The following is a 16,541-nucleotide window of genomic DNA, read 5'->3' on the forward strand; positions in this document are numbered from 1 at the left end:
CAGCGCGTCGGCGGCGCCGAGCAGGGCGGCCGCCCGCCGTGGCGCGACGGGAGTGGTCACGATCTCGGCGATCGACTCGACGACGCTCGCGACGCGCCACCGGTCGCCGAGCGCGAGGTGGGTCGCCAGGCTCTCCCGCAGCATGCCGGCCACCGTCGTCCCCTCGGCGACGCCCGGCGCAGGGGCCCGGACCTCGCCGGAGGCGCCCGGCTCCGTCTCGGCGGACGCGAGGGTGAGGGCGAGCTCGTGCAGCGCCCAGGCGATGCCCTCCTGGTAGCCGAGGTGCCTGGCGATCTCCAGGCTCCCCCGCAGAATCGCCTCGGCCCGCCCGGTCTCGCCCGTCAGACGCGTCGCCGCACCGAGGTTGATCATGGCGGCGGCCGTCTCCTGCCGCCGTCCGGACGCCCGGAACGCCGCGACCGCGCGGCGGCACAGGTCCACCGCCCGCACGGCGTCCCCTTCCAGCCAGGCCGCGAACCCCAGGTAGTCGAGCGACGCGGCGACGCCGGCGCCGTCCCCCAGCTCCGTCCAGATGGCCAGGCTCTCCTCGTGCAGGCGGCGCGCGTCGGCGTACCGGCCCTCCTCGCGGGCGACCGACCCCAGCCGCTGGAGGGCGGTGGCGAGGCCGGCGAGATCCCCGGCCTCCTCGTACAGGGCGCGGGCCTTGCTGAGCCGCTCGCAGGCGATCGGGTAGTCGCACTGGAGGAAGGCGAGGACCCCGGCGCCGGTCAGCACGGCCGCCCGCAGCTCCCGAGGGCCGTCCGCGTCCGCCGCGGCCTGCTCCAGCCACGACCGCGCCTCGTGGTAGTAGCCGCGCCGGTACCAGAACGGCCACATGAGCGCGGTCATGCCCGCCCGGAGGTGGGGCCGCGAGTGGAGGTCCCGCCGCAGCACGGCCCTGACGTTGTCGTGCTCCGCCTCCATGAGGTCGAGCCAGCGGGCCTGCTCGGAGCCCTCCACCCCGGTCCGCGCCTCCTCCGCGAGCCCGAGGTAGAAGTCGGCGTGCGCGGCGTGCACGGCCTCCCGCTCGCCGCTGAGGGCCAGCGTGCGCTCGCCGTACTGGCGGATGGTCTCCAGCAGCCGGTACCGGTACCCGGTGCCCCGGCCGACCGGCAGCACGAGGGACTTGACGACCAGCCCGGCCAGCAGGTCGACGACCTCCCCGGGGTCGATGCCGTCGCCCGCGGCCACCGCCTCCGCCGCGGCCAGCGAGAACGTGCCCTGGAACGCAGACAGCCGGCGGAAGAGGATCCGCTCCGGCTCGGTGAGCAGGCGGTGGCTCCAGTCGAGCGTGGCCTGGAGGGTCTGGTGGCGCGCGGGAGCCGTACGGCTCGGATGCCGCAGGATCGCCGCGTCCCGGTCCAGCCGGTCGGCGATCTCCGCCACCCCCAGCACGCCGACCCGGGCCGCGGCCAGTTCGATCGCGAGGGGCAGCCCGTCGAGCCGGCGGCACAGCCGGGCCACCGCTTCGGCGTGGTCGGGCGTGGCCGGGAACCAGGGGTCGGCCGTGCGGGCCCGCTGGAGGAACAGCTCGACGGCCTCGGCCCCGGCGCCGTCCCCGTCGGGAAGCCGCAGCCCGCCCAGGCGGAACACGGTCTCCCCGGACACCCCGATCACCTCGCGCGAGGTGGCCACGACCGTCAGGCCCGGGCAGGAGGTGAGCAGCCGGTCGATCAGCACGGCGACCGCGGCGACGACCTGCTCGCAGTTGTCCAGCACGATCAGGGCCGTACGGGGACGGAGGTGGCGGATCACGGTCGCCGCCTCCTCCTCGCCGGGCGACTGCGCCACGCCGAGGGCCGCGGCCACCGCCGTGGCCACGTGCTCGTGCTCGGTCGAGGCGGCGAGGTCCACCCACCACGCGCCGTCGGGGAAGTCCGGCCGGCGCCGTTCGGCCAGGGCGAGGGCGAGGCGGGTCTTGCCGCACCCGCCGGTCCCCGTCACGGTGAGCAGGCGGGTCGCCCGCAGGAGGGACGCGAGGCGCTCGATCTCGTCGTCGCGGCCGACGAGGCCGGTCAGCGCGGCCGGCAGGTTCCCTGGCGCGGGCGCCGCGGAACCGTCCAACGCTCCTCCGCTCCGCCGCCGGTCGGGCCGGTGACATAAAGAGGGTGCATAGGCGATCGACGGCCATGTATAGCCCCGACAACGAAGATCTACGCCTAGTCGGGCGGAAAGTCTAGACGGTCGCCAGATTCGGCCCGGGCGGTAAAGAGCGGATCGTCGGCGGGGTCAAGCGACACGGGGACACGGGGCCGTCGCGGTGTGACTTCCACGGGGGTGGGCCAGTACTGCGGCGTTCCTCGCCGTCCCCATGACCCGAGGAGCTCTCGCATGTCCGCACCCCCCGTCCCTCTCTCACGGCCGTCCGGCGGCCTTCGCGCCCTGGCACGTTCCATCGTCGCCCTCGTCGCCGCCGTGGCCGTCCTCGTCGTCCAGGCGCTCGTGCCCGCCGGCGCCGCGCACGCGACCGCCGGCCCGGCCAAGGCCGCGCCGGGGATCCCCGCGTCACCGCCGCCGGCGCCCGCCTCCCCCGCCCCGCCTCCGACGGCGTCCCCGAGTCCCGGGGCCTCCGCCGGCGGCCCGGCGGCCAGGGCCGAGGACCTCACCTCGTCCCTGGACGCCGTACGGCGCGCGGCCGCCCGGCAGCCCGTCCCGGAGACGAAGACGGCGAGCCGGCTGATCTCACCGGCCGCCGCCGCGTTCCTGTCCACCGGTCTCGGCCTGAACGACGCCGGGTCCCGGCTGGTGACCGGCCTGCGGGACGGCGACGACGTGCGGCTCACGACCGACGCGCCCGAGCCGCGCCTCACGCTCCCGAAGGGCGTCGAGGCGCCCCCGTTCGGGCCCGCGACGCTCGTCCTGGACGGCGCCGCCGACACGCTCACGGTGACCGCCTCCGGGGAGCGCGCCCGGCTCTCGGTGACGGTCGCGCACGTCTCCACGACCACGCTCAAGGGCGGAGACCTCACCGGCCGGGTGACCGTGACCCTGCCGTTCCTGGGCACCCCCGTCGGCCTGTCGGGCGACGTCGCCGCGACCGGGGACGTCCGGCTGTCCGGCGCGCTGGCGCAGGACGTCGTCCTGCAGAAGGACGTCGCGGTGCTGGCCAAGGGCGCGGTCGTCACGCTCGGCGGCGCGGACGGGCTGAGCGTGTCCGGGTCCGCCCTCCTCGGGGGGACCGGCCGCCGGCTGCGCGTGGACGTGGCCGGCCCGATCCGCGACCCGCGTGAGTGGTCGCTCACGGTGAGCCGCGCGGCCTCCGGCGCGGCGGTCGTGCCGGGGCTCTCCCTCGCCCCGGACGTCACCGGGACGGTGACCGCCTCCCACGGCGCGGTCGGCTACGACGTCCACGGGCGCACGGCCGGCACCTGGCGGCTCCTGCCCGGCGTGTCCGTGAGCGGCGCCACGGTGGAGATCGCCGACCGGCCTCCGCACGGGGACGCCGTGACGGCGCCGGGCGCCGGGGCCACGACCCCGTGGCTCGCCGTGACCGGCGGCATCGGCCTCGACGCCGGCTCCGCCGGAACCGTCGCGGGCAGCGGCACGGTGGCCGTCAACCTCGCGACCGGCGCGGGCGTCATCACCGGACGCCAGACGGCCGACGCCACCCTGACCTCGGGACCGAACCGGCTGGTCCTGGGCCGGACCGGCTTCCGCGGCACGCTCGACGCCGGCGACGCCGCCGTCACCGGCGCGGTCGGCGGATCGGGGGTCGTCACGGCGGCCGCCGCGCAGGGCCCGGCCTCCGTCTCGGACGCCCGCGTCGACCTGACCGGGTCGGGCCGGCTGGTCGCCGCCTTCCCCACCGACCCGGCGCGGCTCGGCCTCCCGGCCGCGGCGCAGGACGGGCACGGCGACGTGTTCTGGGCGTCGGGGCCCGTCTCCGGATTCGCCGTCTCCGGCGACACCCGGGTGGACCTGCCCGCCGGGCTCTCCGGCCTCTCCGGCGCCTCCAAGCTCGTCACCCCGCAGGCCGCGGCCCCGGACGCCGCCGCCGCGTCCCCGGCCCCGCTCGCGGCCGCCGGCGGCGGCCAGGACGGCACGACCTACACGCTGTCGGGGAACGTGTACCACTTCCTCGCCGACACCCTCGGCATCCCCGTGGGCTCCTCGCCCACCGTCTCGGGGACGGTGTCGGGGCAGACGCTCACGCTCACCGTCGGCCCGCCGGACAAGCTCCCGGTCACGCTTCCCGCGGGTGTGCCCGCCCCGTCGTTCGGGCCGACGACGGTGTCCGTCGACACGGCGACCGGCACGCTCACCCTGCACGCCGAGGCGACCTCGGGCGTGACGGCCGCGCTCGACGTGACCGTGGCCCATGCGGCGACCTCGACGCTCGGCGACGCGACCGACCTCACGGCGACCCTCACCCTGGGCGGCGTCCCGTTCGTCGCGGGCTCCACCGTGACGCTCCAGGGCGCCCTCACCTACACGGGCGGCACCCTCGGCGCCTCGCTCCAGGGCTCGCTCACCTCCGGCCTCACCGTCGCCAGGGGGTTCACCCTCCAGCCCGGCACGACGCTCACCCTGTCCACCGGCGCCGGGCTCACCCTGGACGGCGCCGCCCAGGTGGGGGCCGGCGACGGCGCCTTCACCGTCCACGCCGGGGGCGCGTTCCACGACCTGCGGAACTGGACGCTGTCGGTCAGCGACGCCTCGGCGCCGGTGTGGCAGCCGCTGCCCTCGCTGTCGGTCGTCCCGTCGTTCACCGGATCGGTGACGAGCACGGACGGCGTGGTGGGCTTCACGCTCACCGCCGGCTCGACGGACGCGGGCGCCCTCCTCACCTGGAGCCCGGGCGACGGCGCGACCCTGAGGGTGGACCGGGTGCAGGTGTCGAACCAGGAACCGCCCGACGACCTGGCCTGCCCCTCCGGCATCGCCGAGGGCGACGTCTGGACCGACCTGCACGGCTCCTTCGACTACACGCCGGCCGGCCTCGCCCTGGACGCCGAAGGGTGCGTCAACCTGGCGGCGCGCAGCTTCACCATCGGGACGACGGCCACCGGCGACCTGCTCAAGGACAAAGTCTTCAGCCTGACCGGCGCGGGCCTCACCGCGACCGGCCGCGCGGCGGCCGGAGGCGGCCTGTCCCTCACCGTCACCGGCCACGCGTCGCTCGAGGTGACGGGGCCGTCGGGCACCCAGTCCGGCATCTCCGCCGCGGTCTCGTTCGGCCCCGACGGCATCGTGGCGGCCGGCACGGTAAGCAACCTGAACACTCTGTCGTCCGGCCTCAGCGGGACCGGTACGGCCTACGTCTCCACCCGGGAGATCGCCAGGTTCCGGCCGGCGGACCTCGGGCTGCCGGGAGACGCCTTCCCCGCGGCCGTACGGCTCGAACCGGGCGTGACCCTCACGTACAGCGGCACGCTGCCGTCGTCCGTGACCGAAGCGTTCGGCCGGATGGGGGTGCAGGTGCCGGCGACGAACCTGCTGGCGGTGGCCACCGTGTCCACGACGGCCGTCTCCGTCGCCTTCGACGTGAACTTCCGGTCGGGCGGGCACGGCCTGCAGGTGTTCAGCACCAACGGCACCGCGTTCTCCCTCGACGACGTGACGTTCGCGTTGACCGTCGGCTCCGGTGCCTCCGTGACGATGTCGGGATCCGGCGTCCTGCACATGCCGCCGGTGGCACCCGGCGGGAGGGCGTCCGACGCCACCCTCGTCGTCTCCGGGTCCCTGTCGGCCACGCCTCCGTCGCTGACGCTGGGCATAGCCCTGTCGGACTGGAACCCCGCCTTCGGCGTGGACGGCCTGTCGGTGGGCGACCTCGCCGGGACCATCGGGGTCTCGCCCGAGACCGTGACCGTGGGCTTCACCGCGCACGACGTCACGCTCCCGGCCGCGTGGGGCAACGTCATCGGGCTGGCGCCCGGGGCCCGGACGAGCCTCGACGTCAACCTCGACCTGGCCCGTCCCGTGCTCAGCTTCTCGATCAAGGGCGCCCAGACCGGCGGGCCCGCGCTGACCCCCCTGTCCGTGGGGTACGCCGACAAGATCGCCTCCGGCCGGCTCACCCAGCACGACCGGGACGTCATCAACTCGCTCGTGATCAACACCGCGTCGCTCGACCTGGCGCCGTTCGGCGGCGTCACGGCGGCGAACCGCACGGTGGCGCCCGGGGTCGGGCTGGGCTTCAACGCCACGATCGACGGCGTGCCCGTGAACGTGGAGGCGGCCGTCGGCCTGCAGAACCCGTCGATCGACGCCGACGTGTCCGTGGGCGCCCTCACGCTCGGTCCCGTCCGGACCTCCCAGACGCACTTCGTCCTCGGCGTGGCCCCCACCCGGGTGAAGCTGGGCTTCACCGGCGGCGTCACCTACAACGGCAACTCGTTCCAGGCGGGAGTGGACCTCGCGCTCGGCACGACCGCGAACGGCGCGATCGTCCGCCTCACGCTCACGGCCGGCCTCCCGTGGTACCTCCGGGTCGACGGGACCCTCGTCGGCACGGTCAACGGCGACGGGAGCGGTGCGAGCCTCGCCGCCTACGGGTACGGCTCGTTCACGGCGGGCGGTCAGACGTTCGGGACCGTCTCCTTCGGGGTGAGCGTCCCCGGGGCGCTGAACTGGAGTGACGTGATCGACTCCGCCACCTCCATCGCGCAGTTCTTCATCAACCAGGGCGTGTCGCCCGACCAGGTCGAGCAGATCCTGCGGTCGCTCGGCTTCAGCGAGTGGGACATCCTCAACGCGCTCGGCTCGATCGGGCGGTACGGCTCCGGCCTGCTGGACCTGGTGGTGTCGCACCTGCCGTTCAACAACAACTACTACAACATCTGGACCTACACCTCGTCGGGGCAGATCCTGGTGCTCGACGTCTCCGGCGGGTCCCAGTCGCCCAACGCCGGCGTCCTGACGTACGGCTGGAACGGGGGCTACAACCAGGACTGGGCGTTCGTCGGCAGACCGGGCATGTCCGGGTGGTACGAGATCGTGAACCGCAACAGCGGGCAGTGCCTGTCGATCCGGAACAACTCGACGGCCGCGGGCGAGATCCTGGTGCAGTACCCCTGCTTCGGCGGCGACAACCAGCTCTGGTACCTGGGCGGCGTCTCCCTGAACACCACGTACTACATCCGCAGCCTGCGGAGCAACCTGTACGTGGACGTCCAGAGCGCCTACGCCTGGTGGGGCGGCACCATCGACCAGTGGTACTACAACGGTGCCCGCAACCAGCAGTTCTGGCTGACAAACGCAGCCTGACCAGCACGGCCTGACCAGCACGGCCTGACCAGCACGGCCTGACCAGCACGGCCTGACCGACGCGGGCCGGCGGGGAGTCTCTCCTCGCCGGCCCGCACCCTCACCCGCGCCCCGCCCGGACCGTCCGGGCGGGGCGCCCGTGTCACGCGAACGCGTCGCGGTGGTCCCGGGCCCAGTCCTCGAAGGTCCGGGGCGGGCGCCCGAGAAGGGCGGCCACGTCGCCGGTCAGCCGGGCGTTTCCCCCCGCCGCCACGAGCCGCTGACCGCGCACCGCCACCTCCACGAAGGCGGGGTCGAGACCGGACGCGAGCATCCGCTCCCGCGCCACGTCGGGCGGCACGTCGGCGACGCCGATCCGGCGGCCGAGGACCCGTTCCAGCAGGAGGGCCTGGTCATGCACGCTGAGCAGGTCCGGGCCCGTCAGCGTGTACGTCCTCCCGTCGTGGGCCGGGGAGGTCAGGGCCTCGGCCGCGACCTCGGCCACGTCCCGGGGGTCGACGACGCCTTGCGCGCCCCGGCCGGTCAGGTTGGGGACGGGCTCGCCCGCCCGGACGGCGTCCGCCCAGGACAGGGCGTTGGACGCGAAGCTCGACGGGCGCACCAGCGTCCACCGGGCGCCGCTCGACGCGACCGCCGACTCCCCCGCCGCGTGCCAGCCGCCGACCTCGCCGTCCGCCGGCTCGCCGGTGCCGATGGCCGACAGCTTCACCAGCCGCGGCACACCCGCCGCGACGGCCGCGGCGACCATCGCCGCGTCGTGCCGCGGGATCCACGGCCCCGGCGCGTCCAGGAGGAACACGGCCGCCGCACCGTCGGCCGCCCGCCGCAACGACTCGCCGTCGTCGAAGTCGCCCCGCACCACCGGCACGCCCGGCGGCAGCCGGGCCCTCGCGGGGTCGCGCGACATCGCCCGCACGTGCTCGCCCCTGGCCTCCAGGAGCCGGACGACCTGCCTGCCCACGGTGCCCGTCGCACCCGTAACGAGGATCATCGCTTCACCCTGTCGGCACGGTCCCCGCGCGGCATAGGAGAATTCGGCACGATCGCCCGTCCGCCCCGGCCGTACGGCGGGGGCCCGGCCTAGGGTGAGGGCGTGACCTCAGCGATGAGCCCCGGCCTGCGGCCCTGGATCGCCGGCGCCTCGGTGATCCGCCCCGACGAGCGGCGGGCCCTGGTCCATCCGCCGGACGCCGCGACCGCGCTGGTGTTCCGCGCCGCCGCCGAAGACGGGCGGGACGGCCGGCTCACCGTCGTGGGCCCGCGCACCCGCGCGTCCTACTTCCCGGGCAAGCGGCTGCGGCTCTGCGTCCGGCTGCGCCTGTCCCCCGGCGCCGCCGGGGTTCTCCTCGGCGTCCCGGTGCGCGCGCTCGTCGACCGCGCCGTCCCCCTCGCCGACCTGTGGGGCGCGGCAGGCGACCGGCTGGAACGCGACCTCGGCCGGGCCGGCCCCGACCCCTTCAGGGTCCTGCGGCGCATCGAGACGGAGCTCGCCCCGCGGATCGCGGCCCGCACGACGGCGGACGCCGGGCGCGACCGGCTGCTCCGCGCCGCGGCGCGTGCTCTCGCTCCCCGGCCGCGGTCCGAGCCGGTCGCGGCCGTCGCGCGGCGGCTGGCCGTGAGTGAGCGCCACCTGCGCGAGGTGTTCACGGACGGCGTGGGCCTGTCGCCCAAGCGGTTCGCCAGGATCGAGCGCGTCCGGACCGTGCTCGCGCACGCGGGGGACGGCAGGTTCGCCCAGGTGGCCGCGCTGACCGGCTACTACGACCAGTCCCACATGACGGCCGACTTCCACAGCCTCATGGGCGTGCCGCCGGGGGCCTTCTTCTCCGGCCGCCTCCCCGCCCCGCGGCCCTGCCAGCCGGTCTGACGGACGCCGTACGACCGGAGGGGTCCGCGCCCGGTGGGACGCGGACCCCTCAGGGATCGGGGGCGGACGAGACCGCCCGCCCCCCGAGCAGGGATCAGTGGTGCGAGACCGAGACCACCGCTCCCGAGGCGGGGTCGAGGATCACCCGGTCCGCCTTGGCCTTGTGGAAGTCGAACAGGCCGCCGAGCGAGCCTGCCCGCTGGTCGAAGGACGCGTCGCCGATCCGGCCGAGGCCCCAGTTGTCCTCGATGAACCGAAGGATCGAGGTCTGGTCGGTCAGGTTGTGGTCGACGTGGTTGACCTTGCTGTACGGCGAGACGACCAGCAGCGGGGTGCGCGGGCCGTAGCCGCAGCGGTCGTTGTAACCGCCGGCCACCGGGGCCTTGCCGCACAGCGCGGCGCTGTCCTGGGCCGCGTCGGCGGAGCCGTTCACGATCGGGGCGGCCTTGTGGTCGTACCAGCCGTCCGAGTCGTCGTACGCGATGATGATCGCGGTGGAGTCCCACTCCTTCGACTTCTGGATCTTGTTGATCGTGTTGACGAGGAAGGTCTGCTCGTCCAGCGGGTCGGAGTTGCCCGGGTGGCCGTCCTGGTAGGCGCCGGCCTTGAGGAAGCTCACCGCCGGGAGGTTGCCGGCCGCGAGGGCGGCGTCGAAGTCGGTGAGGTCGTAGTTGTGGTTGGCCTGGTCGGTGTGCCCGATGGCCGCGACCGACGACGGCGGCAGGTGCTTGGGGTTCGACGTCGACTGGTAGTACTGGAACGGCGAGTGGTGCGGGCTGTAGTCGACGACCGAGTTGCCCCCGACGTTCTGGTGGGTGGCGCCGCAGACCGCGTACCCGCCGGCCGTGCCGGTGGTGCGGAACCCGCCCTGGAACCAGCCCCAGGTGACGCCCTTGCCGTTGAGCAGGTCGCCGACGTTCTTGCTGGTGGCCACCGCGAGGTTGTTCTTCGAGGTGTGGTTGTTGTCCGAGCAGTCGTCGAACGCCGGGTCGGGGTCGTTGATGACGGTGCCCACGCCGGCGGCGTCCGGCGAGGAGACCACGCTGGCGTCGCTCACCTTGGCGTGGGTGACCGGGTCGACCGCGTACATGCCGTGGGTCTGGCCGGAGACGAGGTTGATCGCGCCCGGCGTCGACGGCCCGAACCCGGTGTTGTACGAGTTGTCGCTCATCGCGTAGTGCTGGGCGTAGTTCCACAGCCCGGTGACGGTGTTGCCGTCGTAGTAGTCCATGACGAGCCCGGGCTCGCCGAAGACCACCGGCTGGCCCGAGCACGTGTCGTGCTCGGTGTGCTCGACGAACTGGTCCATCTTGCCGCCGTCGTAGGCCAGCTGCTCGTGGCCGTACCCGTGGTCCTGGCTGCAGGTGAGGGCCTGCGCGCGGGTCAGCCGCTTCGGGTTGTATTTGTTCGGGTTGTGCGTCAGCAGCTGGGCGGTCAGGCCGTCCACCGACGGGGTGTGCTTGGCCGCCTTGAACGGCGTGCCGTCGGTGTTGGCCGCCTTCGGGTACGTGCCGAAGTAGTGGTCGAAGGACACGTTCTCGTCGAAGAGGACGACGACGTGCTTGATGGGGGTCGCCGTCCGCGGGTCCTGGCCGTGTCCCGCGTCGTGCCCGTGTCCCGCGTCCTGTCCGTGTCCCGCGTCCTGTCCGTGCCCCGCGTCCTGTCCGTGCCCCGCGACGGACAGGGACGCCGCGGAGCCGGCCGCCGACGTCGTGACCGCCAGGACGGCGGCGGCGACCACGGTGGTCGCTACCACGCCCCAGCGCGGTGTCTTCCTGGTAGGGCCTGCGCCCACGATGCCTCCCGGAGAAGATGCCGGGCCGGGTGTACGGCCCGGGGCGCACCGGAGGCACCTTCCGCCTCGCGATGCACAGAGCATCACATCGGCATCGAGGATCGCTTGTCTCCCAAAAAGGTGACGCGAAGGCGAACAGGCCGAAAACAACATCAAACCTGAATAAAGCGGGCATAAGAATCCGCGGCGTCGCGCACGCCGGGGAGCGCGAAGAAGTACCCGCCGCCGAACGGCGAGATGTAGTCCACGAGGGGCTCGTCCTCCAGGCGCCGCTGCACCGTCTCGAACTGCGCGCGGGGATCGCGCTGGTAGCAGGTGAAGATCAGGCCGACGTCGAGGTCGCCCACCGCGTCCATGCCCCGGTCGTAGTTGTGTCCCCGCCGCAGGATCCGGCTGCCATCGGTCTCCGGCGTACGCGGGTTGGCCCTGCGGATGTGGCTCGTCAGCGGGATGACCTTGCCCTCGGGGTCGAGCTCGTACCGCGGGACGTCCTGCTCGCGCGCGCCGTCGAGGGGCGCGCCGGTGTCCTTCGCCCGGCCGAACATCTGCTCCTGCTCCGACAGCGACACCCGGTCCCAGAACTCCACGCGCATCCGGATGAGCCGGACGACGAGGTGGCTGCCCCCGGTGGTCCAGGCCGTCGCGGGCTCCTGGTCGCGCACCCAGACCAGCCGGTCCATCTCGGCCGGGTCGCGGGTGTCGGGGTTGGCGATGCCGTCCTTGAAGCCCATCAGGTTGCGCTGCGTGCCGCTCGGCCTGGGCGGGCTGGTGAAACCGTTCATCCGCCAGCGCACCTGCATGCCGCCCCGCGTGTGCCGTGCGATGTCGCGCAGCGCGTGCAGGACCGTGTCGTCGTCGTCCGCCGACAACTGGAGGCTGAGGTCGCCGTGGCACCACGCCGGGTCGAGGTCGTCGTTGGGGAACGCCGGCATGGTCGTGAGCGCCGGCGGCCGGCGCGAGGCCAGGCCGTACCGGTCGTCGAACAGCGACGCGCCGACGCCGAGGGTGACCGTGAGGTCGCCCGGCGGCACGGACGGGCCGAGGATGCCGGAGTCGGCGGGCGGCGCGGTGATGCCGGGGTCGGGCGGCGCGCCGCCGGCGGTGAGGGCCCGGGCCCGGTCGGTGATCGCGCGGAACAGGTCGGCGAGCTCCGCCCGGCTCTCCGCCACGACGTCGAAGGCCGCGACGATGGTGCGGCGGCGGGGCGGTTCGGCGATGCCCGCCTGGTGCGCGCCGTGGAACCCGCGCCGCGCAGGAGGCGCCACGGGCGGCGCGGACGGCGAGGGGGCCGCCGGCGGGGTGGCGGCGGCCACCGTCCCGGCGATCCCGGTCACGAGCGCGCCGCGCAGGAACGCCCTGCGATCGTGCCCGCTCACGACGTGCGCCGGGGGAAGGCGATGACGGCGATCGGCGCCAGCCGTTCGAGCAGGGCGCCCACCGCGCCGTCGAGGGCCTCCCGGTCCGCCGGCGCGAGATCGGAGACGGGCGTCCACCGGTCGCCGTGCCGCTGCGCGCCGAGCAGTTCCCCGACGCGGCCGAGCAGCCGGTCGGTCTCGGCCAGCCCGGGGTAGCGGGGGCGCAGCAGCGGCCGCAGCACGTCGACCGCCTTCCGGGTGCCCTCGACGTTCGCGGACGCGGTGGCGAGCGTGGTCCCGCTGCCCAGGTCCGCCCGGCCGGTCAGCTGGAACTCCAGGGTGTCCTCCAGGATCTCGTGGGCGCGCAGGGGCAGGTCGGACGGCTCCAGCCGCTCGTCGGCGAACCCCGCCTCGAGCGCCTTGACGTCGTGGTCGAGCCGGTGGGCCACCGGCTTCAGCGATCTCGCCGGCTCACCGTGCCACAGCCCGTACTCCATGCGGTGGAACCCGGTGAAGCCCTTGTCGCGCACACCCGCGGGCAGTCCCGCCGGCAGCTCGTCGATCGCGTCGCCGAGGTCGCCGAAGGTGCCGTAGGCCGCGCCCAGCCGCTCGTACGCCAGGTGGGCGGGCAGCCAGGCCTTCCTGGCCGCGGGCAGGTCGCCCCGGTCGACGGCCCGGGTCAGCGCGGCCGTCCGGGAGACGAGTCCCCTCAGCCCGTCGGCGACGTACGACTGGTAGGCCGCGGCCGGGTCGTACAGGTCGTTGTAGGTGACGGGGGCGACGGCGGGGCCGCCGGGGGCGCTCCCGGAGACCCGCACCGCGGGCCCGACCACGGGGTCGGCGCCCTCGGCCAGGCACCGGACGGCGTACGTCCCGGGGCCCAGGGACACCCGCATCGCCCGCGTGACGCCGGGGGCGAGCCCTTCAAGCTCGGCGTGCACCGCTCCGCCCGGCACGTCGACGAGGTAGGCCTCGGCGGCGACGGTGCCGGTGTTGGACAGCAGGAGCGTCTGGTCCCCCGCGCGCGGGTGCGTCCAGCCCTCCCCGCAGTGGCTGGGCGACACCTGGATGGCGGCCTCGGCCGGGGCGGCCGGCGGCGGGGCGGCGACGCGCGCGTCCGAGCACCCCGTCACCAGCAGGATCACCACCGGAAGGATCACCGCCGGACCCGTGGCTCCCGTCCGCGCGACACGCACCCGCCGTCCCCCGAATCGCCCAAAAACGCAAAAACGACTAGGCGCACACCATAGGGCCGTAAAAGCGTCAGGAGCCGTCCGTGGTCACTCTGTTCACGAAGTGGTCATCTGGGGTTCTCCGGCGACGGTCTCCACGACGACGCCGTCACGCAGCTCCAGCACCCGGTCGGCCAGGTCGATGATGGCCGGGTCGTGGGTGGCGACCAGGGCCGCCACGCCCTCGCTGCGGACGAGCGCCCGGATCAGCCGCATGATCTGGGCGGCCGTCTGCGAGTCGAGCTGCCCGGTCGGCTCGTCGGCGATCAGCAGCCGGGGCCGGTTCGCCAGGGCCCGTGCGAGCGCCACCCGCTGCTGCTGGCCGCCCGACAGCTCGTACGGCCGCTGGGCGGCGTGGCCGTCGAGGCCGACGAGCGCGAGCAGCAGACGGGCCCGCTCCTCCCGCTCCGCGGCGGACCGGCGGGCCAGGCGCATCGGGACGCCGACGTTCTCGGCCGCCGACAGCACGGGGATGAGCCCGAACGTCTGGAAGACGAACCCGATGACGTCGCGGCGCAGCTCCAGCAGGCCGGCCTCGTCGAGCGCGGTGACCTCCCGGCCGGCGACCGTGACCCGGCCCTCGGACGGGGCGTCGAGCCCGCCCACCAGGTTGAGCAGCGTCGTCTTGCCCGAGCCGGACCGGCCGCGGACGACCGTCAGCTCGCCCGGCCACGCGGTGAACGACACCCCGCGCAGCGCCTCGACCCCGCGCGGGTAGACCTTCCGGAGCCCCTCGACGACGACCAGCGGCTCACTCATCCCCGTCCCCCTGACCGGCGGGCCAGACCCCGATGTGGTCGCGTTCCAGCTCCAGCCGCACCCGGCGCTCCATGTTCAGCGCGCTGGTGAAGTCGCGGGGCAGCTGGAGCCGCCCGACGCGGTCGAGCACGGCGTACTCCTCCGCGATCACCTCGCCCTCCGTCGAGGTGCGGCGGAGCGTCTCACTCGAGGTGCGCCCGTCGCGGATGCCCACTGTGCGGTCCACCTGCGTGGCCACGAGAGGATCGTGGGTCACGACGATCACCGTCACGCCGAGCTCGCGGTTGGCCGCGCGCAGCGCGCCGAAGACCTCCTCCGAGGTCTCGCTGTCCAGCTCGCCGGTCGGCTCGTCGGCGAGGACCACCTCCGGCCGGTTGGCCAGCGCCACGGCGATGGCGACGCGCTGCTGCTGCCCGCCCGACATCTCCATCGGGGTCCTGCCGGCGCAGGCCCCGACGCCGAGCAGCTCCAGCAGCTCGTCGGCGTGCCCGCGGTGTTCCCTGCGGCCCGCCAGCCGCACCGGGAGCAGGACGTTCTCCCGGGCGGTCAGGTACGGCAGCAGGTTGCGGGCCGTCTGCTGCCAGGTGAACCCCACGATCGACCGCCGGTAGCGCAGCCGGTCCTTGGCGCTCATCGCCAGCAGGTCCATGCCCGCCACCCGGGCCACGCCGGCCGTCGGCAGGTCGAGCCCGGACAGCACGTTGAGCAGCGTCGACTTGCCCGAGCCCGACGGACCGACGATCGCCACCAGCTCGCCCCGGTCGATGAGCAGGTCGAGTCCCTGGAGGGCGACGACCTCCACGCCCCCGGTCTTGTAGATGCGGACGAGGTTGTCGCACAGGATGTGCGCGCCCTCACCGAAGGCCGGTCCGGCGCGCCGGGCCCGCTCCTCCAGCTCCTCCAGCTCGCTCACCGGGGCCTCCCCGGAACTCATGCGGACTCCCCCAATCGAAGAACACCGGTGACGGCCCGTCCGGCCGTCGCGTAGGCGAGGGCGCCGAGGACGGCCGCCGCGGCCAGTCCCCCGGCGAGCAGCGCCGGCGTCCCGACCGTGATCGGGAACCCCTCCACCGGCTGCCCGGCGTACGGCGACAGGTCGACGCCGGGGGCGACGGCCGCCGGGAGCGCGAGCCCGAGCAGCAGGCCGGCCAGGGAGGCCAGCACGATCAGCGGGGCGATCTCCACCACGGTCAGCCCGCGCGCCTGGCGCCGGGACAGGCCGAGGGTGCGCAGGTACGCGAGCGCCCTGGCCCGGTCGGCGGCGCCCGCCACCAGGGCGAGGACCACCGCGACCAGAGCGTAGGCGGCGAGCGCGGCGGTGACGACGGCGAACGCCGCGAGGACCACGCCGGTCATCGGGCCGCCGGTGATGGATCCGAGCGCGTCGGCGACGGTCACGACGAGGGTCTGCGGCGTGTCCACCGCCGCGGTGAGGGCCGCCCGGGAGGCGTCCCCCCTGACCAGCAGCATGGTCGCGAACGGCGCGGTCCCGGTCCGGGTGGCCACGCTGTAGGGCACCACCACGATCTCGTCGGCGGCGGGGGCGAGCCCCGGCAGGCCGCCGACGGTGCCTCGGGCCACCACGGTCCTGCGGACGGGCCAGCCGATCTCGAACGTCCCCAGGCCGGCGAGCGACGGCGAGACCAGCGCGGGCACCGCGGAACCGGACGTCCCGTCCGGGGGCGCCGGGACCGTCAGCGGTGTGCCGCCCGTCATGCGGCGGTAGGCGGCCAGGTCCACGGCGACCACCCGAACCGCCCGGTAGCCGGGACCGATGTGGGTCACGCCCTCGGCCACCGGCAGCACCTCCTCGACGCCGGGCAGCACCCGCACCCGCGCGGCGGCCGCGGGCGGGATGTCGGTCTCCGCCTCGATGCGGGCGGACGCCCCGACCTGCCGCCAGGCGGCCGCCTGCTGCGACTCGCCGATCGCCCCCGACACCACCGACCCGAAGACGGCCACGGCGAGCGCGGGCAGCAGGACCAGCACCGGGAGCGGCGCGGCCGTCCCGCCCCCGGCCGCGCGGGCGAGCCCGAGGAAGGCCACGACCCGGCGGCGTCCGGCGAGCCGCAGGGCCAGGCGCAGCGGGTACGGGTACAGGCGCAGCGTGACCAGCGCCGCCGCCACCGTCAGCGCGGCGGGCACGGCCATGAGGAAGGGGTCGGCCCGTCCCGACGACGGGTCGGCGAGGCCGCGGGTCCGCAGCAGGTACGCCCCGGCGAGGGCCAGCACGACGACCGTGACCTCCGCCACGACCCGGCGCGGGGACGGCCGGGCCGCCACGTCGGCGCGCCGCTCCCGCAGCGGCCGCCGCAGGGTCAGCG

The 16,541-nt window shown here is 74.9% G+C and carries 10 protein-coding genes; 2 read left to right on the top strand and 8 right to left on the bottom strand.

Annotated elements, in window-relative coordinates; all coding sequences use genetic code 11:
- On the bottom strand, positions 1–2,064 hold a 2,064-nt coding region (locus tag MPTA5024_RS22210; RefSeq protein WP_051458508.1), incomplete at its 3' end, for an ATP-binding protein.
- 267 nt (positions 2,065–2,331) lie between these two features.
- Here MPTA5024_RS22210 and MPTA5024_RS22215 point away from each other — a divergent pair.
- Complete coding sequence (locus tag MPTA5024_RS22215) at positions 2,332–7,209, top strand: RICIN domain-containing protein (protein WP_036327626.1); 4,878 nt, start codon at positions 2,332–2,334, stop codon at positions 7,207–7,209.
- A gap of 142 nt (positions 7,210–7,351) precedes the next feature.
- On the opposite strand, the gene MPTA5024_RS22220 is transcribed toward MPTA5024_RS22215, so the two are convergent.
- Entirely contained in the window at positions 7,352–8,200 is an 849-nt protein-coding gene (locus MPTA5024_RS22220; protein ID WP_036327628.1) for an NAD(P)H-binding protein, read from the bottom strand.
- A gap of 102 nt (positions 8,201–8,302) precedes the next feature.
- Between MPTA5024_RS22220 and MPTA5024_RS22225 the strand changes: the two genes are divergently transcribed.
- Entirely contained in the window at positions 8,303–9,076 is a 774-nt protein-coding gene (locus tag MPTA5024_RS22225; protein ID WP_036327631.1) for an AraC family transcriptional regulator, read from the top strand.
- A 94-nt stretch (positions 9,077–9,170) separates the two neighbouring features.
- On the opposite strand, the gene MPTA5024_RS22230 is transcribed toward MPTA5024_RS22225, so the two are convergent.
- The 6 genes from MPTA5024_RS22230 to MPTA5024_RS22255 all read right to left on the bottom strand — a co-directional run.
- Positions 9,171–10,832, bottom strand: coding sequence for a phospholipase C (locus tag MPTA5024_RS22230; protein ID WP_232326594.1), 1,662 nt, complete (start codon positions 10,830–10,832; stop codon positions 9,171–9,173).
- A 191-nt stretch (positions 10,833–11,023) separates the two neighbouring features.
- A complete protein-coding gene (efeB, locus tag MPTA5024_RS22235; protein ID WP_036327634.1) occupies positions 11,024–12,247 on the bottom strand; it encodes an iron uptake transporter deferrochelatase/peroxidase subunit in 1,224 nt (407 codons plus the stop codon).
- Positions 12,244–13,371, bottom strand: coding sequence for an EfeM/EfeO family lipoprotein (locus MPTA5024_RS22240; protein WP_157099646.1), 1,128 nt, complete (start codon positions 13,369–13,371; stop codon positions 12,244–12,246). Before MPTA5024_RS22240 ends, efeB begins: the two co-directional genes overlap by 4 nt.
- Before the next feature lie 144 nt (positions 13,372–13,515).
- Complete coding sequence (locus tag MPTA5024_RS22245) at positions 13,516–14,217, bottom strand: ABC transporter ATP-binding protein (protein ID WP_036327636.1); 702 nt, start codon at positions 14,215–14,217, stop codon at positions 13,516–13,518.
- Complete coding sequence (locus MPTA5024_RS22250; RefSeq protein ID WP_036327639.1) at positions 14,210–15,151, bottom strand: ABC transporter ATP-binding protein; 942 nt, start codon at positions 15,149–15,151, stop codon at positions 14,210–14,212. Before MPTA5024_RS22250 ends, MPTA5024_RS22245 begins: the two co-directional genes overlap by 8 nt.
- Positions 15,148–16,541, bottom strand: a 1,394-nt coding sequence (locus MPTA5024_RS22255) for an FtsX-like permease family protein (RefSeq protein WP_036327645.1), incomplete at its 5' end; no start/stop codon positions are given. The genes MPTA5024_RS22250 and MPTA5024_RS22255, both read right to left, overlap by 4 nt.

It is taken from the genome of Microbispora sp. ATCC PTA-5024 (genome assembly GCF_000511135.2).
Classification (GTDB): Bacteria; Actinomycetota; Actinomycetes; order Streptosporangiales; family Streptosporangiaceae; genus Microbispora; species Microbispora corallina.

Coding starts and splice junctions, on each gene's coding strand:
- MPTA5024_RS22250 (WP_036327639.1), bottom strand. CDS start 15,151: ATGAGTTCCGGGGAGGCCCCGGTGAGCGAGCTGGAGGAGCTGGAGGAG.
- MPTA5024_RS22215 (WP_036327626.1), top strand. CDS start 2,332: ATGTCCGCACCCCCCGTCCCTCTCTCACGGCCGTCCGGCGGCCTTCGC.
- MPTA5024_RS22245 (WP_036327636.1), bottom strand. CDS start 14,217: ATGAGTGAGCCGCTGGTCGTCGTCGAGGGGCTCCGGAAGGTCTACCCG.
- MPTA5024_RS22220 (WP_036327628.1), bottom strand. CDS start 8,200: ATGATCCTCGTTACGGGTGCGACGGGCACCGTGGGCAGGCAGGTCGTC.